At 39.8% G+C, this 20,497-nt stretch carries 14 protein-coding genes; 8 read left to right on the forward strand and 6 right to left on the reverse strand.

Going from position 1 to position 20,497, the window contains the following annotated elements; translation table 11 throughout:
- Position 1: 1 nt before the first annotated feature.
- The gene (locus HII17_RS09020; protein ID WP_169075049.1) at positions 2-250 is read right to left on the reverse strand and encodes a hypothetical protein; all 249 of its coding nucleotides are present in this window, start codon (positions 248-250) and stop codon (positions 2-4) included.
- Positions 251-1,048: 798 nt separating this feature from the next.
- Between HII17_RS09020 and HII17_RS09025 the strand changes: the two genes are divergently transcribed.
- The 4 genes from HII17_RS09025 to HII17_RS09040 all read left to right on the forward strand — a co-directional run bounded on the left by HII17_RS09025 (position 1,049) and on the right by HII17_RS09040 (position 5,924).
- Positions 1,049-2,878 (forward strand): assimilatory sulfite reductase (NADPH) flavoprotein subunit, encoded by a 1,830-nt coding sequence (locus tag HII17_RS09025; RefSeq protein WP_169075050.1) that lies wholly within the window; start codon positions 1,049-1,051, stop codon positions 2,876-2,878.
- Entirely contained in the window at positions 2,878-4,644 is a 1,767-nt protein-coding gene (gene cysI / locus HII17_RS09030) for an assimilatory sulfite reductase (NADPH) hemoprotein subunit (protein ID WP_169075051.1), read from the forward strand. The genes HII17_RS09025 and cysI overlap by 1 nt, the downstream gene beginning before the upstream one ends.
- Positions 4,637-5,398: a phosphoadenylyl-sulfate reductase gene (locus HII17_RS09035; RefSeq protein ID WP_169075052.1), complete on the forward strand. Its 762-nt coding sequence runs from the start codon at positions 4,637-4,639 to the stop codon at positions 5,396-5,398. Before cysI ends, HII17_RS09035 begins: the two co-directional genes overlap by 8 nt.
- Before the next feature lie 103 nt (positions 5,399-5,501).
- Positions 5,502-5,924 carry an SRPBCC family protein gene (locus HII17_RS09040; protein WP_169075053.1) on the forward strand — a complete coding sequence of 141 codons (423 nt, stop codon included), beginning with the start codon at positions 5,502-5,504 and terminating at the stop codon, positions 5,922-5,924.
- Positions 5,925-5,926: 2 nt separating this feature from the next.
- On the opposite strand, the gene HII17_RS09045 is transcribed toward HII17_RS09040, so the two are convergent.
- Positions 5,927-6,832, reverse strand: coding sequence for a TIGR03899 family protein (locus HII17_RS09045; RefSeq protein WP_169075054.1), 906 nt, complete (start codon positions 6,830-6,832; stop codon positions 5,927-5,929).
- A gap of 295 nt (positions 6,833-7,127) precedes the next feature.
- On the opposite strand from HII17_RS09045, the gene HII17_RS09050 reads away from it, so the two are divergent.
- Positions 7,128-9,350, forward strand: a complete 2,223-nt coding sequence (locus tag HII17_RS09050; RefSeq protein WP_169075055.1) for a bifunctional diguanylate cyclase/phosphodiesterase — start codon at positions 7,128-7,130, stop codon at positions 9,348-9,350.
- 32 nt (positions 9,351-9,382) lie between these two features.
- On the opposite strand, the gene HII17_RS09055 is transcribed toward HII17_RS09050, so the two are convergent.
- On the reverse strand, positions 9,383-10,573 hold the full coding sequence (locus HII17_RS09055) for an MFS transporter (protein WP_169075056.1): 1,191 nt from the start codon (positions 10,571-10,573) through the stop codon (positions 9,383-9,385).
- 217 nt (positions 10,574-10,790) lie between these two features.
- Positions 10,791-12,170: an FG-GAP repeat domain-containing protein gene (locus tag HII17_RS09060; protein WP_169075057.1), complete on the reverse strand. Its 1,380-nt coding sequence runs from the start codon at positions 12,168-12,170 to the stop codon at positions 10,791-10,793.
- 130 nt (positions 12,171-12,300) lie between these two features.
- Here HII17_RS09060 and HII17_RS09065 point away from each other — a divergent pair, with 130 nt between their 5' ends.
- From HII17_RS09065 to fadA, 3 genes are all read left to right on the forward strand, one after another.
- Positions 12,301-14,337, forward strand: a complete 2,037-nt coding sequence (locus HII17_RS09065) for a winged helix-turn-helix domain-containing protein (protein WP_169075058.1) — start codon at positions 12,301-12,303, stop codon at positions 14,335-14,337.
- Between the two features lie 155 nt (positions 14,338-14,492).
- Positions 14,493-16,655 carry a fatty acid oxidation complex subunit alpha FadB gene (fadB, locus tag HII17_RS09070; protein WP_169075059.1) on the forward strand — a complete coding sequence of 721 codons (2,163 nt, stop codon included), beginning with the start codon at positions 14,493-14,495 and terminating at the stop codon, positions 16,653-16,655.
- A 15-nt stretch (positions 16,656-16,670) separates the two neighbouring features.
- Positions 16,671-17,834 (forward strand): acetyl-CoA C-acyltransferase FadA, encoded by a 1,164-nt coding sequence (gene fadA / locus HII17_RS09075; protein WP_169075060.1) that lies wholly within the window; start codon positions 16,671-16,673, stop codon positions 17,832-17,834.
- Between the two features lie 154 nt (positions 17,835-17,988).
- On the opposite strand, the gene HII17_RS09080 is transcribed toward fadA, so the two are convergent.
- Together HII17_RS09080 and HII17_RS09085 are read right to left on the reverse strand one after the other, a co-directional pair.
- On the reverse strand, positions 17,989-18,969 hold the full coding sequence (locus HII17_RS09080; protein ID WP_169075061.1) for a YeiH family protein: 981 nt from the start codon (positions 18,967-18,969) through the stop codon (positions 17,989-17,991).
- A 69-nt stretch (positions 18,970-19,038) separates the two neighbouring features.
- Positions 19,039-19,884, reverse strand: coding sequence for an enoyl-CoA hydratase/isomerase family protein (locus HII17_RS09085; protein ID WP_169075062.1), 846 nt, complete (start codon positions 19,882-19,884; stop codon positions 19,039-19,041).
- Between the last annotated feature and the right edge of the window lie 613 nt (positions 19,885-20,497).

Genomic DNA, 20,497 nt, shown 5'->3' on the forward strand with positions numbered 1-20,497 from the left:
ATTAACTTCTTCTGGTTTTTGATTTTTTGTTAGGCTGAGCCTTCCCTGATTTTTCTTTCTTCTCAGCGATAAATTCAATCGTGTGTTGTATTTTGGGATCAGGCAAAAACATCTGAAAAAGCAAGCCTGCTGCTAATGCAACGCCTTTCTGTTTTTTTGCTAATCTACATAAAACTCGAAAAAACCAAATTAGACATAAAAAGCCTAACCAAATTAGTATTTGCGTAAAAGTGTAAAATGAAAGTTCCATTATTTTCCTTCCAATAAATGTGGCCAGCTAAAGCGCTGGAGTAAACAATTAATTGATAGAGAAAATAGGGCGAAGCGAGGCTATATAGTGTTGATAGGAGATGATTTTAAAAAATGTATTAATCTGGCTTTGTTCTGTCCAAGGTAGAATTTGATAGTCCGTATCATCAAAGGTGTTGTCTACTAACAAAGAAAGCCATAATACGTGGCTAGCAATATTATACTGGACTGTTTTTTGTATGATTTCAAAATGACTGAAATCGGTCGATTTCGAAATATCTACGTATGAAACGGAATGGGAAGGAGGTGATGAACTACCAATAGAAGGAATTGCACCCGTTAGCCAAAAGACTGATAGAATGACTAGCCACAGATATTTCAAATTTGTTTTAGACATAGCATCTATCTAGTGTCAATTATCCCTATTTACAAGGGGCGAAAGTAAAAAAATGCTAATGGAGCAAACGACAATCCAAATTCTTGTATATTCAAATAGCTACCAATGCTGAGTGTAGGTTGGTTTGTCGCGTAACGAGAGCAAACTCTCAAAATTTCTTTTCCGCACAGGGTAGTCCTAAATGCTTCGCCATAAACATTGTTCATTGACTATATAATAGAAACAGTTGGTACTTTAATTTTACAAAGTACTTTCATCCCCAACTTGATCACCAACCTTTGATTAAACAAAGAATAAGAAGTGTTTATTCATTTTTGGAATAAAAAAGCGTTATCTATTCTTTTTCTTTTTAGTTGAGCTTGTCTATCCTTTGGCCATTATTTGTAATGGGCGAAGTATCTCATGCTTTCTAATCAGCAAAATGTCAATCAAGTTCAAGGTAGCAGTGCGCTTGATGCTAATCAACTTGCACAGCTGCAACAGTTAACACAAGGCTATTCGCCACTACAGCTAGCATGGGCTAGTGGTTATTTGGCAGCAAAGAGCGAGCTATCACCGGTAGCTAATGCCGTCGCCACTGCAACACAAGTAGCGGCAAGTGCAACATTAACTATTTTATTTGCCTCACAAACGGGCAATGCTAAAGGTGTCGCGAGTCAAGTCGCAGAATCAGCTAAAGCTGCTGGTATTAGTGTAAATCTTAAAAATGTTGCTGATTACAAAGCAAAATCGCTTAAATCTGAAACTCATTTACTTATTGTTGCCAGTACCAATGGTGAGGGTGAGCCGCCTGATGATGCCATTGAATTCCATGAGTTTTTAAACAGCAAAAAAGCGCCTAAATTAGCTAACTTAAAATACAGTGTGTTAGCGCTTGGTGATTCAAGTTACGAGTTTTTCTGCCAAACAGGTAAAGACTTTGATTTACGTTTAGCAGAGCTTGGTGCCACGCGTGTTGCGGAGCGTGTTGATTGTGACGTTGATTATGATGAAGAAGCTCAGAGCTGGAATACCAGTATTGTCGAGTCATTGAAAGATGAATTAACCGCCGATGCTGGTGGTTTAGCACCAGTGGTGCAATTACCTGGTACCGCAAGTGCTATATCTGCGTTTAATAAACAAAACCCTTATGAAGCTGAACTTTTAGTTAGCCAAAAAATAACGGGCCGTGATTCAGCCAAAGACGTACGCCATGTTGAAATCGATTTAGGTGAGTCTGGATTGACTTACCAAGCGGGCGATGCATTGGGGGTTTACTTTAACAATGATGACGCTTTAGTTAGCGAGTTACTTGCTGCAGTATCACTTTCAGGCGATGAAACGATAACTTTGAAAAAGTCAGGTGAAGAAGTAACTTTTTCAATTAAGCAGGCGTTAGCAGAAGAGTTGGAAATTACACAAACGCCGTTAAGCTTTGTTGAGTTTTGGATACAACACAGTGGTAGCGAAACCCTTGCTTCTGAAATCACAGACAAGGATTCGTTGCGTGAATATGCAGCAAATCATCAAGTAGTAGATGTGATTAATGCAGCGCCTTCTGCGATAGACGCGCAGCTACTTGCAGACAACCTACGTAAAATTACTCCGCGTTTGTACTCAATTGCTTCAAGCCAAGCGGAAGTTGAAGAAGAAGTGCATTTAACTGTGGGTGTGGTGAATTATAAAAGTAATGAAAAAGTGCGCTTAGGTGGTGCTTCTGGTTTCTTAGGGCAACGTCTTGAAGAAGGTGGCAAAGTACGTGTGTTTGTTGAACACAATGATAATTTCCGTTTACCTGAAAACCCTGATACGCCAGTGATTATGATTGGTCCAGGTACTGGTGTCGCCCCGTTTAGAGCTTTTATGCAGCAACGCGAAGCGCTTGATGCAACGGGTGATAACTGGATGTTTTTTGGCGATCAAACATTTACTCAAGATTTCCTATATCAAGTGGAATGGCAGAACTATTTAAAGTCAGGGCTGTTAACCAAAATGGATGTTGCTTTTTCTCGCGACCAAGCTGAAAAAGTATATGTGCAACATCGCTTACAAGAAAACGCAGCCGAAGTTTTTGCGTGGTTAGAACGTGGAGCTCACCTATATATTTGTGGCGATATGAGCCGAATGGCGAAAGATGTTGAAACAGCATTACTAGAGATTATTGCTGAACAAGGTGGCAAATCACTTGAACAGTCAGAGCAATATTTAAAAGATTTACGAAACGCTAAGCGTTACCAGAAGGATGTTTACTAATGAGTGCAGTAAAAACATATCAACCTTTACCAGCACAAGGCCCGCTAAAAGGTGAAGGCCCAATAAATGTCGAAGGTAAATTAGCAGATAACGAACGTTTAAAACGTGAGAGTAATTTCTTACGCGGTACGATTGAGCAAGACCTTGGTGATCGTATGACCGGTGGCTTTAGTGCCGATAATTTTCAATTAATCCGCTTCCATGGTATGTACCAACAAGATGACCGAGACATTCGAGCTGAACGCCAAAAGCAAAAGCTAGAGCCTATGCATAACGTGATGCTACGTGCCCGTATGCCTGGTGGAATTATCAAACCTGAACAGTGGTTAGCGATTGATAAATTCGCAGAAGAAAGTACAACCTATGGCAGCATTCGTTTAACGACCCGTCAAACGTTTCAATTTCATGGTGTATTGAAGCCGAATATAAAACTTATGCATCAAACCCTGAATAGCATTGGAATAGACTCAATAGCTACCGCGGGCGATGTAAACCGAAATGTACTGTGTACTTCTAACCCTGTTGAGTCTGAATTGCATCAAGAGGCGTATGAGTGGGCAACGAAAATTAGTGAGCACTTGCTACCAAAAACGAAGGCTTATGCTGAAATTTGGTTAAATGGCGAAAAACAAGAAACAACTGAAGAGCCTATTTTAGGTAGTAATTATTTACCTCGCAAATTCAAAACTACGGTTGTTATTCCGCCACAAAATGACGTTGATGTACACGCCAATGACTTGAACTTTGTTGCGATAGCTGAAGCTGGAAAATTAGTAGGGTTCAACGTGCTTGTTGGTGGTGGCTTGGCTATGACCCACGGTGACAAATCAACTTATCCGCGTAGAGCTGACGATTTTGGTTTTGTAGCATTGGATAAAGTGCTCGATGTAGCTGCAGCCGTTGTTACTACACAACGTGATTGGGGTAACCGCGTTAATCGTAAAAATGCCAAAACCAAATATACGCTTGATCGTGTCGGTGTTGATGTATTCAAAGCTGAAGTTGAAAAACGGGCTGGCGTTGAGTTTTCAGATAGCCGTCCTTATGAGTTTACCGGCCGCGGTGACCGTTTTGGTTGGGTAAAAGGTATAGATGGTAAACACCACTTAACTTTGTTCATTGAAAACGGTCGTATACTTGATTTTGCTGGTAAACCACTAAAAACAGGTGTTCGTGAAATTGCTAAAGTACATAAAGGTGACTTTAGAATGACCGCGAATCAAAACCTTGTTGTTGCTGGTGTAGAAGTTGCTGATAAAGCACAAATTGAAGCGTTGGCAGTTGAGCATGGCTTGCTTGAAGCATCAACCAGTGCTCAGCGTCAAAACTCAATGGCATGTGTAGCGTTTCCTACTTGCCCATTAGCGATGGCAGAAGCAGAACGATATTTACCTGGGCTAGTTGATGACGTTGAAGGTTTATTAGCTAAACATAATGTGGCTGACGAGCATATTATTCTTCGAGTCACTGGTTGTCCTAATGGTTGTGGTAGAGCGATGCTAGCTGAAGTTGGTCTCGTGGGTAAAGGGCCGGGTAAATATAATGTTTATCTGGGTGGCAATACCGGCGGCACTCGCATTCCTAAGCTCTATAAAGAAAATATTGACGAAAAAACCATAATTAGTGAACTCGATGGTTTGATTGGTCGATGGGCGTCAGAACGTAATAGCGATGAAAATGACCAACAGGAAAGTTTTGGTGACTTCGTTATTCGTGCTGGCATTGTCGAAGAAGTGATTATCAGTGTGCGAGACTTTCATGACTAATACGCAAACGGCCGACTTATCGCCAAATATTGTCAATAAATTTCCAGCGTCGTTGCCAGAGCCTTGGTTGAACCAGTGGAATGAATTGTTAGAGCAACAACAGCCAATTGAGCGAGTTGAATGGGCAATGGAAAACTTGCCTGGAAACTTTGTGCTTTCATCAAGCTTTGGTATTCAATCGGCAGTTATGCTTCATATGATGACGCAAATTGATCCTAATTTACCGGTATTAATTACTGATACAGGTCATTTATTTCCTGAAACGTATCGTTTTATCGATGAGTTGACGCAAAGGCTAAACCTTAACCTTAAGGTTTATAGTGCCAAGCAGAGTGCATCATGGCAATTAGCGCGCTATGGCGAGCAATGGTGTCAGGGGGAAGAAGCGTTAAAGCGTTATAATACGATGAACAAAGTTGAGCCGTTAGAAAGAGGTTTGTCAGAACTAAACGCAGGTACTTGGTTTTCTGGTATTCGCAGGCAGCAGTCAGCACATAGAGCTGGTTTGTCAGTAGTCAGTATATTGCGTGGTCGATTTAAAGTGCACCCAATTATTGATTGGAGCAATAAAGATGTTCATCAGTATTTAACTAAGCATAATTTGCCTTATCATCCGTTGTGGGATGAAGGGTACGTTTCTGTTGGTGATACCCATAGTTCCCAACCGCTATCTGCTGGAATGGATGAGCAGGATACGCGCTTTAATGGCATGCAAAGAGAATGTGGCCTACATACTGATGGTGCTGGTATTTGATTTGAATTAAGTAATTTACTTTGATCAGATTTAGCACTTGCAAAAAACCAATATCTGTTTGATATTGGTTTTTTTGTATTCAAAAGGGTCGTTGATTGTGGTCGTGGTTAATTTGGTTCAGCAAGTAAAAGCTGAGCCTGAGCAGCTATTAAACTTGCTGATAGATCATGAAAACTTGTCTAGATTTTTTAATGCGAGTTTTAATATCGTCAGAGCAAGTCAAGAAGGTGAAATAATAGGTGGTAAAGGCACACAACGACGCGTAACCACAATGGGGCAGTGTTTTATTGAAGAAATTACTAAGGCAGATGTCGAAGGTATTGAATACCATATTGTTGGTAGTCGGCCTTTAAAGCATCACCGAGGCAATATTACTTTTTCGCCGAATAGCCAAGGTACTTTGATGAGTTACTATATCGAGGGTATTGCGCCGAGCTATTTGCCAAGTTTCTTAGTGCAGTATTTGTTAAACCGAGATATTCAAAAAACGATGAAGGCCATCGCCAAGCATTTCGATACGAAATAGCATTAACTTGTACAAGTGAAATGATAAGAAAGCTGAGCTTTTAAGTGCTGCAAAAATTGTTCGTCAGGTTTATCACTAATCAATTGCGCAAGCTCAGCACCTATTGGCGTGAATTTATAAAATTTCACAACACAATTATTTTTCCTAGCAGTTAATACCAGTGGTTGGCCGTTATACTTTAATGCTACTTCCTCGCCTTTATTTAGAGAATATAGCTCGGTTTCTTGTGCAAAAAGTAAATGATGATCTGCAAGTGTTAATACTTCGCCATAGCTAAATCCGAATTGGCTCAAACCAACATGTAATTCTCTTTGTTTATCTAAAATGTTGAATAAGCCTGGCTGTTGGTAACAACCTGAAATAATACGTATGTTTTTCTTGCTAACGTCTTTTACTGCCAGACTACAAGCTTTGCCAAATAATTTAGCATCATGCAAACTTAAGTTTTTAAATGCCTGTAGCGCCTTCAACGAATAAGAACCCGGTCGTGTAATTTCACCAGCTAAGATCTTTGCCCAAAGCTCTTGCATTGTAGGGTTACTCACTCGTTCAGCAAGTTCAACAAAGGAGTCAAACCAGTCAGGATCTGCGCGATCGCCAACATCTGAGCTTGAACAATAGTGGAGAGACTTTTCCACTATTTTTTCCATATTCTGCTGACGGCGTAAATGATTGAAACGTTCTCGTCGTTCGCTTCTATCCTCAATAGGCATTTGCTTATCTGCAGGTCGTAAACCGCCATCAAGGCCAAAGTTTTTGGCTAAATTGAGTAATTGAATCTGAGCCGTTGGGTGGTTTGACTTGGTCTGTTGGCTGCTAGGTGCGGGCTTAGATTCCACCACATCGGTTTTGTCAGAAACATCATCAATGACGACCGGCGTTTGGGCTGAGGTTTTTTCAATTTTCATTTTGACACTTGCTATAGGCAAAATTGCCTGGGAATCTTTATCTATTTGTAGCAAATTTAACCTAAGTTTCAAATGGTTATTTGGGGAATCTTTGTCTAATATTCAGATTATAAAGTTATAAAAGTGTAACTAATTAATTGATAGATAGAACTTTCTTCAATGATTTGTTGAATAATCTGAAAGTGACTTTTATTATGTACTAGAATGTAATCAATAAGATTCAAGTTATTGTCAACAATAATTTTTCCAAATAAATAGCTAACTCATTGAATTAAAAGGGTTAGATGAGGGCAGTATGCAGGCTTCAGAAAATACCAATGATGATTTTTTGTTTATTGATGACAGTGATGAAGATGAAATTTTAGACGAGAGCAGTGGTGAGGTTTGGAAAGTACTAATTGTAGATGACGATCCAGAAATTCATTCTGTTACCCAATTAGCATTATCTGACCTTATCGTATTAGGTCGTCGTTTAGAATATCTTCACGCTTACTCGGGCGAAGAAGCTAACACTATGATTGAGCAAGAACAGGATATTGTTCTAGTATTGCTCGATGTGGTGATGGAAACTGATGATGCCGGCCTTAAAGTTGTCAAGCATATTCGTGAAGCATTAGGCCGCGATGATATTCGTATAGTCCTGCGTACTGGCCAACCTGGCTATGCCCCTGAAGAAAGTGTCATTAAAGATTATGACATCAACGATTATAAAACGAAGACAGAATTAACGCGACGTAAGCTTGTGACAACGGTTTATGCTGCAATCCGTTCTTATCAACAAATTACTACTGTTACTCAAAGCAGCGAAGGTCTAGAAAAGATTATCGACGGTGCTGCTAACCTACTGGAATTACATTCAGTTCAAGAGTTTGGTAAAGGTGTTTTATCTCAAATTAAGCCCTTATTACACGGTTATTCCAAAGGTGTGTTTTGTGCTAGAGGGCACGGCATAATTGATGGTGCTGACGACTTAGGTTTATATGTTTTGGCCCAAGATGGTTGGGAAAATACTTATGTAAACCGTAAGCTGGAGCAAATAGGTCAAAAAATAATAAGTGAAAATGTTCACGCTTGTTTTCAGCAAAAAGAACATATCCGCTCAGATGAAAACTTAACTCTGTATTTAACTCGTGGTGGTTACAGGGCAGTGATCTTCATTGAGTTAGAAGCACCAATGTCGGAATTGGATAAGCAGCTTATTGAAGTGTTTTTATCTAATGTGTCTATTGGTTATGAAAACGTTCATTTATTCCAAAAGTTACGTAACGCCGCTTATAAAGATTGGTTAACAGACTTACCTAATCGCCTTCAGTTTTTAAACTTACTTGATGATTTCTCCACAAGCGGCAGTGATGACCTTGTAGCGTCTTTGGTTGATATTAATCACTTTAGTGATATCAATGATGGCTTAGGACAAGATGTTGGCAATAACTTGCTAACGTCTGTTTCTCATAGATTAATGGGGCTTGGTGGAAAGGTCACTGTTGCTCGTGTTGGTGCGGATGTCTTTGGTTTAATTGGTCCTGATAGTGTTTTGTGCCCAGAAAAGCTGGCAGAAGTCTTCTCTCAGCCATTTGAAGCAGGCGAGCAGTTGTTACCGATTAACGTTTGTCTTGGTTTCTGCAGAAAAACAGATGCTGGGCAAGGTGGTGTAAAAGTATTAAACCAAATTAATATTGCGTTAAATTTAGCGAAGAAAAATCGTGATAAACATGTACAGTATTATAAGCAGGAAATGGAAGATCAAACGCTATGGCGTTTAGGTATGATCCGTCAGCTTAGAACTGACTTCGCTGACAACCGCTTAGAGCTTTGGTATCAACCTCAACTTGCATTAAAGTCAGGAAAAGTGATTGGTGCAGAAGCGTTATTACGTTGGCGTACAGCCGATGGTAATTTTGTCTCTCCAGCGGTCTTTATTCCATTAGCTGAGTATTCAGGTTTAATTATTGATATCGGTGAGTGGGTGGTTAATCAGGCTTGTAAGAATATCAAAGCAATTGAAGCGGAAGGCTTTAACGATGTTGGTATTTCAGTGAATGTTTCTATTCCGCAATTTAGACAAGATAATTTTGTTGATACGATAATTGATGCAACTAAAAAGTATCATGTAGAAACATCTAAACTTGAATTAGAAATCACTGAAAATATCTTAATGGATGACCCTCAGTTAGTAATTGATGCCTTGGCAAAGTTAAAAGAGCAGGGCATTAGTATTGCTTTGGATGATTTTGGTACCGGTTATTCTTCGTTAAGTTATTTACAAAAATTACCAATTGACCGATTAAAAGTGGATCGTTCATTTATCAACGATATAACGGAAGATGGTCAATCATTGTTAGCTGATACTATTATTGGTTTGGGTAAACAACTAGGCTTAAATGTTATCGCTGAAGGGATTGAAGATGAGTTGCAAGAAGCTCACTTAATTTCCCAAGGTTGTGATGAAGTGCAAGGTTTCTTTTACGCTAAACCTATGCCGGCGAATGAATTTTTGGAATTCTTAAAAAAGAATTAGTGACTTACAGAGATATAAATAAAAAACGCATCTTAAGATGCGTTTTTTATTGGCTGTTTAAAACGCCATTCCACACCTTGAGCCGGAGCATGAGGAATCAAGGTTGAAAGTACGAGCGAGCATAACGCAAAGCCAGCACCTATAAAAAACACCCAGCTTGGATTTGTAAGCCAAACAAGCCCTAACATTGCTGGAATCACTACGGCGGCGATGTGATTGATTGAAAAGCTTACCCCTGCACTTGCCGCGATATCTTCTGGGTCAGCAATTTTTTGAAAATAGGTTTTTATTGCAATAGCCAATGCAAATAGCAAATGGTCAATGACATAAAGGATCGCCGCTATATAGCCCGTTTCAACTAGGCCGTATGTAATAAATAATAAAAATAAGCCAGCGTATTCAACGAGCAACGTTCTGCGTTCACCAATTTTGCCAATAAACTTACCAATGGCAGGAGCAAACAGCCAATTGAAAACATAGTTGATTAAGAAAAGTGCACTAATATTGGCCACCGAGTAACCAAATTTTTCTACCATTAAGAAGCCAGCAAATACGACAAAAATCTGCCTTCTTGCACCTGAAAAGAAAGTGAGTAGGTAAAACAACCAGTACTTCTTTCTTAGTACTAACTTTTTATGTTGGTCAGTAGGTGATTTGAATTCATCAAAGTAGAACGCTAGTAACAAGGTCAGGATTAACGCCAAGCACCCAAACAATGTGTAGGTAGCTTGGTAAGACCAAGTAAAATATTCCATTAAAAGCCAAACACTAGAAAAGGCAAGTAGTGAAGCTGCTGACTTTGCTGATAACAGTCGCCCCATAAAGTGCGCGGTGTGATCTTTCTTTATCCACTGTAACGTGAGCGATTGGTTCACTGTTTCAAAATAGTGAAAGCCGATGCTCATTATTATTGTCGTAATATAAAGTCCGATAACTGAAGGGAAATACCCCGTTCCCGCGACCCCAATTGCTGTTAAGCCTAAAGATAACAAGGCCATTCGTTGTTCTTTGATAAATAACAGCACATAAACGGCGGTAAATGCGAGAAAACCGGGTACTTCTCTAAGGCTTTGTAAAATGCCAATTTCTTTACCGGTAAATGCAGCTTTTTCAACAACAAAGTTATTTAAAAGTACCATCCAAATTGAAAATACCAGCGGCATAATAAATGCCATCGCAAGCAATAAGTGTTCTGGGGAGTTATTAAGTCTTTTTAATTTCATGAGTAATGTTGTTGCAGTTATCCATAACAGCAAAGAATAGTGGCGATTGGCTTATTGTAGCGCTTTTTAACCCTTCTCCCTAATGAGTTTAATGTTCTTTATTATGTGGTCGTTATTAGTGAATATAATTCGTCAGCGTTGATAATGGCAGAGGCATTTTGGTGGAAAAGAAAAAGTGCTCATTTGCCTCAAGCAACCAAGCACTCAACACCATTGTTTAGCGGTATTTAAGTTTGACCTTGCGAATCACTACTATGGTTAGTGCAATAAGCAGCGAAATAAAACTCGTACTACCACCGCCTCCGCTTTCGCTTTTACTACTTTGGCTAGTATTCGAATTATTCGGTGTGCTACTTGATGATTGTTGTTCAAAATTTGCTGTTATGGCGATTTTACTGTCGGACTTTACTAGACAGTCTCGATAGCCAAGTGTCTTTACATAAAGAAACTTGTTGTTGTTGAATTCTCCGGTGAGCAAATCTTTGTAACCATTGTTATCGATATCCAAAAAGGCTGTTGCAGTCGTTCCTTGTGCAAAACCACCAATGATCGTTGGTGCATCAAAGCTACCATCCGCTTTTCGATAACTTAACTGAATATTTTTAGGTTGGTAGTGACTTGTTAGCACGTCAATTGTGCCATTATTGTCAATATCTTCGAAGGCGGCACCGTACACTGAGCTTCCGTTACCGACTAAGCTTCGTTTCACTTGCGCAGCGTCTATATCATAGGCATATAAGGCTATATCGCCTGTTTCTATTTCTGCTGCAACTAACTCGACTAAGTTAGTTTGACTATCTATGTAAGTATCTATGGTTATTGCAGCGGTGTTAGATACAGTCGTCGCTAATTCAAATTCATCTTGTCCATTATTAATGAACCAAGCAGTTTCAGCGTTATTTATGCTTTCAACCAATACCGATAAATTACCGCCAGTATTTGCCGTAAATGAAGATAAAGCTAAATCCGGAATATTGTCTTGGTTAATATCATTTACGCTAATGGCATATGGCCTATAACCACTAACTCGCATGTCCTTGGTAAAAGTAAAGTCTCCCTGGCCATTATTACTATATAGCTTAATGTTATTCGCGCCATACTCTGTAACCAGCAAATCCGCATCATTGTCGTTATCCCAGTCGTAGAAAGCTAATGCTGCAGGGTAGTTCAGGTTTACCGCCAATGTTCGTCTATCAAAATTACCATTTCCTTCATTAACAAAAAAACCGACTTGCCCATCAAAAAGGCTAATGTAAGCTAGGTCTTCAGAGTTATCTTGGTTAATATCTGCCGAGACGAGTGTTTTAGCGCCACTTGGGATAAAGCCAAGCGTTTCTATTGCAGTGTCCAGCATTACACCGCTTCCTGCGTCACATTGCTGGCCGCTCCAACCGGAAAATTGACCGCTTGTTGCAACTGCTTGCAAAGTATTGGTTGCCAAATCGTTAATAATGGTACAATTTTCATTACATTCTGTATTAGCTTCAATTGCTTTGACGGTACCAGAGCCATTAAAGCTAATTTCTATTTCAGCGGCATTTGACAATGTACTTATCAGCAATGGCAGCGATAGGAAAATAGATGTTAGTTTTTTCATAGTTTTTGTACTTGTTGTTTTTCAATGAGAAGCTTGTATTTAGGTTTATTGGCACAAAGCTTCAATGATGTGTTGATAATGGAATGCTGATGGATTTATTTTTACTTAATTATCAAGGGTTTATTTTTAAGTGGTAAAGGAAGAAAAATTTTTTGTTGGTGACTTTATTGTGTTGCCCGCACACAACAAAATTGTGCATGGCGAACAAAGTTTCCAACTTGAACCTAAGATAATGGATGTTCTTTGTTATCTGATTACCCATAAAAACCAGGTAATTAGCAAGCAAACATTGTTAGATGCTCTTTGGCCGGGACAAATGTTAGGGCAAGATGTAATCACTCGGGCCATTTTTGAATTAAGAAAAACGTTCGGTGACGATGCAAAGCAGCCGATTTTCATTAGCACGATTCCTCGAAAAGGCTACTGTTTTATCCATGACGTTACTAGCGATGATCCCATACCTATTCGAGTCAATTCAAATGTCGTGTCAACTAAAACTCAATATATTGTTTCCTTATTTGTGGTAATTGCCTTGCTAATTGCTTATTGGTTATGGCTAGGCGTTAGCGAACCAAAAATCAGTAAACCTCAACTATCGTTAGTTAGTCATCAATTTGATAAAGCGAATAATCCAAATATTTCACCCAATGGCGTAAATTTACTGTATGTAGCCGAACAAAATGACGAATATTTTGTTGTTAAAACGGATATCGGCTCTGAAAAACAAACTGTGTTGATACGAACGGCAGAAAGAATCGTTGCACCCAAATGGTTGAACAATAATGAGATTATTTATGGTAAGTGCGAAGATGGTAAATGCGGTTTACATCAATTTAATATTGCAGAGCGCGCAAATTCCCATTTGCCCTATCAGACGCGAGAAATTTTTAGCATAGAAGTTGCACCTAAGAATCAGCAAGTGTTAATCGCCAATTTACAAGGTGGTTTTCGTTCCTTTGATATAGTCGACTTAGCCAATCACCGGCTATTGGAACTGCCTGAAGCGATTAACGCTAGGAGGCCTGTATGGGGAAATAACGATCGGCAGGTGTTTTTTTTAGCGAACACTCCAAACGGCAATCAAACGTTTAATTCATTTGACGTAACTTCTTTTAAACAAACTGAGATAGAACTGGCGGTTGATCAAATATTTACACTTGCCACAATGAATAACGACAAAATCTTAATATCAGCAAGAAAAGATGGACTAACAGGGGTTTGGACTTACGCGACCAATTCAGCGCAATTTGCCAAACTTATTGATGCCACGCCAGGAGAGGTCATTAGCGATTTAGCCTTTCATAACGAAAGTCAGCGACTAATATTTAAAAATGTAAAACGCAATATAGATATAAATATTGAGGGTTTGGATGTTCACTTACCGAATGTTAATAGCGAACTTATTGATTTAAATGCGGTGTATTTAACTAAACGAGAACAGCTGTTATTTGTGTCTAATCGTTCCGGTGCATATGAGCTATGGAGTGCACAACAAGAAGAACTAAAGAGACTAACTAACCTTAAGCTAAACGTTATTGATAGACCTATCGTTAACATTCAACAAAATCAATTGGCATTTGTTTCAACTAAGCAAAATATCAGTAAACTGAGCGTGATTAATTTAGATACTCAACAAATAACCTTTACACATCAATTTGATAAAAAAGTATTTCTTCTTGGTTGGGCAAATGATGAAACAGGGCTCTATTTTAGTACCGGCACTCGCGAAAATTATGCTATCTACAACTTCTCATTGTTAGATAAAGCGACAAAGCCTGTTATGGTGAATGCTGGCGTAATGTTTCATGAAGATAAACAAGGAAATCATTACTTTGTAAACATGGCGAGAAATTTCTTAATGCAGCAACAACCCAATGGTGAAGTAAGCGCATTGTTTCAGCTGCCTGAAAGCATGTTATTAACGCCCCACCAAACCGCCATTGTTGACCAAGAATTATATTTCGTAGAGCGATTTAATAATAGATTAGAAGTGAAAGTTGTCTCGTTAATTGATGAACAACATAAAGAACATTCTGTAATGAAATTGCCTCGAAATGCTTATATTACTCAGCTTGGTGGTCAGAAGAATCCGTTTGTTATTTATGATCTGCTAATCGAAGACAAACACCAATTGGTTATTGCGCAATTTGACAAGGCTATCCGCTAAATTAACGTTATTTTTAATTTCAGCGTACAAGTAAACACTCAATTTAAACGCCTGTTTAAAATATTTGCTTTTAATTTTTTTTCAAGGCAAACTCAGTCAGCTATTATTAATAATTAAACTACAACAAGCACCCGTTCGGGTGGAGGAGATCAGGCATGTTATTTCAAGGCAACAGCCTTTCTGCCGAGTTACTCGCCGATGGTATTGTCGAATTTAAATTCGATGCACAAGGCTCAGTAAACAAGTTCGATCAGGCAACATTTGAAGAATATCGTGCAGCTGTTGCAGCTATCAACAGCTGTGGCGAAGCAAAAGGTGTCATCGTTACATCTGGTAAGTCAGCATTTATCGTTGGTGCAGACATTACAGAGTTCCTAGAAACATTCAAACAACCAGAAGAAGCGCTAGTGCCTTGGGTAAAAGCGGCGTCAGATGTATTCGATTCTTTTGAAGATTTACAAATTCCAACAGTTGCTGCCGTTAATGGTTTTGCATTAGGTGGCGGTTGTGAAATGACTTTAGCTTGTGACTACCGTGTTGCAGATACAACTGCTTCTATTGGTCTTCCAGAAGTAAAGTTAGGCTTAATGCCTGGTTTTGGTGGCACAGTTCGTCTACCTCGTATTATTGGCGCAGATAACGCTATTGAGTGGATGTCCACTGGTAAAGCGCATAAAGCGGCAGCTGCAATGGCTGTTGGTGCAGTAGATGCAGTTGTTGCACCTGAGCATTTACGTGAAGCAGCTATTTCAATGGTAAAACAAGCTATTGAAGGTAAGTTAGATTGGAAAGCAAAGCGTCAACCTAAATTAGAAGCATTGAAACTTAGCCCAACAGAAACAGTAATGACCTTTAATACGTGTAAAGGCATGATTGCGGCGAAAGCTGGTAAGCACTACCCTGCACCAATGGTGACGGTAAATACTATTGAAGCTGCTGCTGGTTTAGACAGAGCAGGGGCGATGCACCTAGAGAATGTTGGATTTGCTAAGCTTGCTAAAACAGATGCTGCGATTGCCCAAATTGGCATCTTTATGTCTGACCAAGTGATCAAAGGTAAAGCGAAGAAAGCGGCGAAAGCAGTTGCTAAACCGGTAGAAAAAGCAGCCGTATTAGGTGCGGGTATTATGGGTGGCGGTATTGCATATCAGTCAGCTTATAAAGGTACGCCAATTGTCATGAAAGACATCGCTGATGAAGCGCTTGATCTAGGTTTGACAACAGCTGCTGGTATTTTAACTAAGCAAGTTGAGCGCGGCCGTATGAACGCCAAGAAAATGGCTGGCGTGCTAAACAACATCACCCCAACACTTAGTTACGACAACGTAAAAGGTGTTGATGTAGTTGTTGAAGCGGTTGTTGAAAACCCAAAAGTTAAAGGCATGGTGTTAGCTGAAGTTGAAGAAATTGCCGGCGAAAATGCCATTATTACTTCAAATACTTCAACTATTTCTATCGATTTACTTGCCGAAAGCGTTAAACGAAAAGATAAATTCTGTGGCATGCATTTCTTTAATCCTGTGCATAAAATGCCACTAGTTGAAGTTATTCGTGGTAAAGAAACCTCAGATGAAACCGTAGCAGCTGTAGTTGCATACGCTGCGAAAATGGGTAAATCACCTATTGTTGTGAATGACTGCCCTGGTTTCTATGTAAACCGTGTTTTATTCCCTTACTTTGCTGGCTTTAGCCACCTAGTTAAAGAAGGTGCTGACTTTACGGCCGTAGATAAAGTGATGGAAAAAGTCTTTGGCTGGCCGATGGGTCCTGCATACTTACTAGACGTAGTTGGTATCGATACCGCTGATCACTGTACAGGTGTGATGTCGGCTGGCTTCCCAACTCGCATGACTAAGATTGATAACGACCCAGTAAGCAAGCTATATGCTGATGAACGTTACGGTCAGAAGAACGGCAAAGGTTTCTACGACTACGGCAAAGACAAGCGTGGTCGTCCAACTAAAGTAGCAAGCGAGACTGCATATCAATTAATTGGTAATGCACAAAGCAAAGACTTTGATAAAGATGAAATTATTGCTCGCCTAATGATCCCAATGGTGAACGAAGTGGTTCGCTGTTTAGAAGAAGGCATTGTTGATACAGCATCTGAAGCCGATATGGGCTTAATTTATGGCTTAGGTTTCCCTCCGTTCCGTGGTGGTCCAATTCGCTACTTAGAAACAGTAGGTATCGCAAACTTCATTGAAATGGCCGACAAGTTTGCGCATTTAGGTGAAATTTACCAAGTTACAGACGGTATGCGTGAAATGGCTGCATCAGGCAAGTCATATTACACAACTGACGTGAAAACAGCTTAAGCCGAGGAAAGAAAAATGAAAGAAGTCGTAATTGTCGATACTATTCGTACCCCGATGGGACGCTCTAAGGCTGGTGTTTTCCGTAACGTACGTGCCGAAGCCTTATCAGCACATTTAATGCAGCAACTATTAGTACGTAACCCGAACTTAGACCCTGCACTAATTGAAGACATTATCTGGGGTAACGTAAAGCAAACTAAAGAGCAAGGTTTTAACATTGCTCGTAATGCACAGTTATTAACAGACATTCCAAAGTCTACAGCTGCTGTAACGGTTAACCGTTTATGTGGCTCTTCAATGCAAGCGCTACATGATGCCACAACAAACATTATGGCCGGTCAAGGTGACGTGTTTATGGTGGGTGGTGTAGAGCACATGGGCCATGTACCTATGATGTATGATGTAGATTTTGACCCAGCACTAAGCAAATATATCTCACGCGCTGCAGGTAACATGGGCTTAACTGCTGAGCTTTTAGGTATGCAACACGGTGTTACTCGTGAGCAGCAAGACGCATTTGGCGCTCGTTCTCACCAACGTGCACATCAAGCAACTGTTGAAGGTCGTTGGTCAAATGAGATCGTAGCAACAGCAGGTCATGACGCAAATGGCGTATTAACCATGATTGAGCACGATGAAGTAATCCGTCCAGAAACTACGGTTGAATCACTATCTGGCCTACGCCCAGTATTTGACCCAGTAAATGGTACAGTAACTGCTGGTACTTCATCAGCACTTTCTGACGGCGCTTCAGCAATGCTAGTGATGTCTGCTGACAAAGCAAAAGAGCTCGGCTTAACTCCTCGTGCAAAAATCCGTGGTATTGGCGTTGCAGGTTGTGATCCATCAACTATGGGTTACGGACCTGTTCCAGCAACGAAGAAAGCACTTAAGCGTGCTGGTCTTACATTAGACGATATCGAAATGGCAGAGTTTAACGAAGCTTTTGCCGCGCAAGCACTTTCTTGTGTACGTGCATTAGGCATCGAAGACAAAATGGATGATATGATTAACCTTAACGGTGGTGCTATTGCTTTAGGCCATCCACTAGGTTGTTCAGGTACCCGTATTACAGGTACGCTATTAAACGTAATGGAAAACAAAGACGTTTCTATTGGTTTAGCGACTATGTGTATTGGTTTAGGCCAAGGTATTGCTACCGTAATCGAAAGAGTATAACTCTCGGCTAAAAAGCGCTTCTTCTTTATCGGAAGTACTCATGTGTAGTTACACATTGTGTGCTTCCTCTTCAAGCAAGCGCTTTTTATCTATCGACTTTTTAATCTCTACACGCGTTTAATAATCTGAAAGGACTACATTTGTAGTCCTTTTTTTATAAATACATTAATGCAACTAAGATAAAGCCTGCAATCCACACTGTTTCCGCAATCATTAAAAGTATCGGTTTGATGCCAACACAAGCCAATTTATTCAAGTTTGATTTCATCCCTATGGCTGCAATCGAAATAACAAGTGCAAAGCGACTGACTTCCGTTGCTGTAGTGGTAATTAATTCTGGCAACTCAACAAAAGAGTTAAGTGACATTAGAACAACAAAAGCTATTAAGAAGGGCGGAAAGCTAGTAGAGCCTCCTTCAGACTTGCTTGATTTATATTGAGCGTTGATCGCCAATAACATCATGAGTACCACAGGCATTAAAAAGCTTACGCGTACTAATTTAACTAGGGTTGATAAGTCACCTGTTTGCTCTGACACCGAGTAACCAGCACCAACCACTTGTGCAACATCATGAATGGTGCCACCAAGAAAAATGCTGGTATGGTACTCGCTAAGCCCCAAATAATTAGCAATGATTGGGTAAGCCACCATGGCCACAGTTGATAACGATGTCACCCCAATAATCGTTAATAATGTATCCCTTTCTTTGTGCTCGCTATTAGGTAGCACTGCGGAAATGGCCATTGCTGCTGATGCGCCGCATATCGCGACAGAGCCACCAGTTAATGCACCAAAGGTTTTAGTTAGGCCCATGGTACGGCTTAATACAAGACCAAAGGCGATAGTGGTGAGTATCGCCATTAACAGCAGTAACGCGGTTGACCAGCCAAGTGAGACTAAGTCGTCAAATGCAATTCTAAAACCAAGTAGTGCTACGCCAACACGTAATACGGTGGAGGCGGTAAACTCGATACCCGCTTGAAATGCACCTTCTTGGTGTAAAAATGACAAAGCGATACCGAGCAATAGCGCAAACAGCATGGCTGGCGCGGCATAGTGTGAAGAAAGAAATAGTGCAGCCATCCCTGTGATTGCTGCAATACTGGTACCCGGAAATAGCGCTTTAATATTCATTAATGTCTTGAAATTGAAATACTCGATAGGAGTATTAGCTTTTAAGTTGGCTAATGCAACTACTGTCGATTACAGCAGTCTTGCCCATAGTGGACGTAATCCCGTCACAATAAAGAATGCCGCTGCTAGGCCATATTTCTTCTTACTCCATAAAAACTTAGCTTGATTCAGTAAAAATTTACGGCTTAAAAAAGCGTTCGCTAATGCTTTAGATTCGATGTAATTAGTACGTTTTAATTCGTCTTTATTTGAACCTGCTAAGAATGCTCTTTGCTGTCCTGTTTCAACCCAGCTTTTTGCGATATTGAATGCTGCTGATTGAAGTTCAGTCTGGGGGACAACTTTTTGTACTAAACCAATAGATAGTCCTTGCTGTGCAGTTGGTCGCCAGCCAACATCTCCTAGCATTAGCTGAGCGTTTTTACTCCCCATTAACCTTGGAAAATGCACACTTGAACAACCTTCTGGTGGAACGCCTAAAGCAGCAAATGGTGTCGAAAAAGTCGCTTCTTCTGCAGCGATAATGTAGTTACATAACGTGGCAGTAGTAACGCTTGCTCCAATAGCAGGGCCGTTAACAGCTACTAAAATAGGTTTTTCCACATTAATAAAAGTATCAAACAAATTCAGGTTATGTTCAAAAATAGCAGCTTGAAGTTTTTTTGGATGCATTAGTTGAACGGCAGAGCTTAAGTTAACACCGGCTGAATAATAACGTCCGGTTCCAGTAAAAACTATCGCTTTAACGTTGTCACTTTTATTAGCCAAATCGAGTGCTGTTTTGAATGCTTCCATCATCGGTATTGTCCAGCCATTGAGTTTATTTGGCTGGTTCATGGTAATGGTTAATACACCCTCTTTAAGCGATGTTTCAATGCACTTTGCAAGGTTGTCTGCTAAGTTAAGGTCGTTCACTGTATTGTTCAGTTTATTGATTGAGTTTAACTATTTATAAACTAATCTGGTACGACCAGCAAATGGTGTTGTCAATTATTGGCTTGAATTTGGCTGAACCTAAATCTCTGTTGTGAGCGACAAGCAGACATTGAAATACTTTTATTTGATACTGTTTTTATATCCAGAATTTACAACTTTCCCCCATATTCAAGAAAATGACCCATTTGCGCATTTTAGTCCTTAGACCACAGTATTAGTCTTGAAGTATTTTCTTATCTAGCAAAAGCTTAGTAAGTTTGTTAATAATGTAGTAATCAGAAAAGTGCGCGATTGCAAATCAGAAATATGCGCTATTTGCGCACTATTAAATTGTTAGGTTTCTACATGACGACACTTATGTACTTTGCTCTAGCTTCATATTTTGTTGTTCTAGGAAATTACGAATTAAAGCTTCGAAGCACTTTTAGAAATAATCAGCAAATGATTGGTGAGTTGTCATTTTTTCGTAATCATATAAAACACGTTGCTGTTAGTATGTTTTCGATATTCTCATTTGCATTTTGGGGATATTCAAGGGAGTTAAATAAAGCTGGAGTACTTACTTTTTTAATGCAAGTTATATTGTGTTTTG

The organism is Thalassotalea algicola, assembly GCF_012932965.1.
GTDB classification, from domain to species: domain Bacteria; phylum Pseudomonadota; class Gammaproteobacteria; order Enterobacterales; family Alteromonadaceae; genus Thalassotalea_F; species Thalassotalea_F algicola.

Excerpts from the sequence above, each read along its gene's own strand:
- cysI (WP_169075051.1), top strand. The coding sequence starts at position 2,878 with ATGAGTGCAGTAAAAACATATCAACCTTTACCAGCACAAGGCCCGCTA.
- HII17_RS09055 (WP_169075056.1), bottom strand. The coding sequence starts at position 10,573 with ATGAAATTAAAAAGACTTAATAACTCCCCAGAACACTTATTGCTTGCG.
- fadB (WP_169075059.1), top strand. The coding sequence starts at position 14,493 with ATGTTATTTCAAGGCAACAGCCTTTCTGCCGAGTTACTCGCCGATGGT.
- HII17_RS09045 (WP_169075054.1), bottom strand. The coding sequence starts at position 6,832 with ATGAAAATTGAAAAAACCTCAGCCCAAACGCCGGTCGTCATTGATGAT.
- HII17_RS09035 (WP_169075052.1), top strand. The coding sequence starts at position 4,637 with ATGACTAATACGCAAACGGCCGACTTATCGCCAAATATTGTCAATAAA.
- HII17_RS09050 (WP_169075055.1), top strand. The coding sequence starts at position 7,128 with ATGCAGGCTTCAGAAAATACCAATGATGATTTTTTGTTTATTGATGAC.
- HII17_RS09025 (WP_169075050.1), top strand. The coding sequence starts at position 1,049 with ATGCTTTCTAATCAGCAAAATGTCAATCAAGTTCAAGGTAGCAGTGCG.
- HII17_RS09080 (WP_169075061.1), bottom strand. The coding sequence starts at position 18,969 with ATGAATATTAAAGCGCTATTTCCGGGTACCAGTATTGCAGCAATCACA.
- fadA (WP_169075060.1), top strand. The coding sequence starts at position 16,671 with ATGAAAGAAGTCGTAATTGTCGATACTATTCGTACCCCGATGGGACGC.
- HII17_RS09060 (WP_169075057.1), bottom strand. The coding sequence starts at position 12,170 with ATGAAAAAACTAACATCTATTTTCCTATCGCTGCCATTGCTGATAAGT.
- HII17_RS09020 (WP_169075049.1), bottom strand. The coding sequence starts at position 250 with ATGGAACTTTCATTTTACACTTTTACGCAAATACTAATTTGGTTAGGC.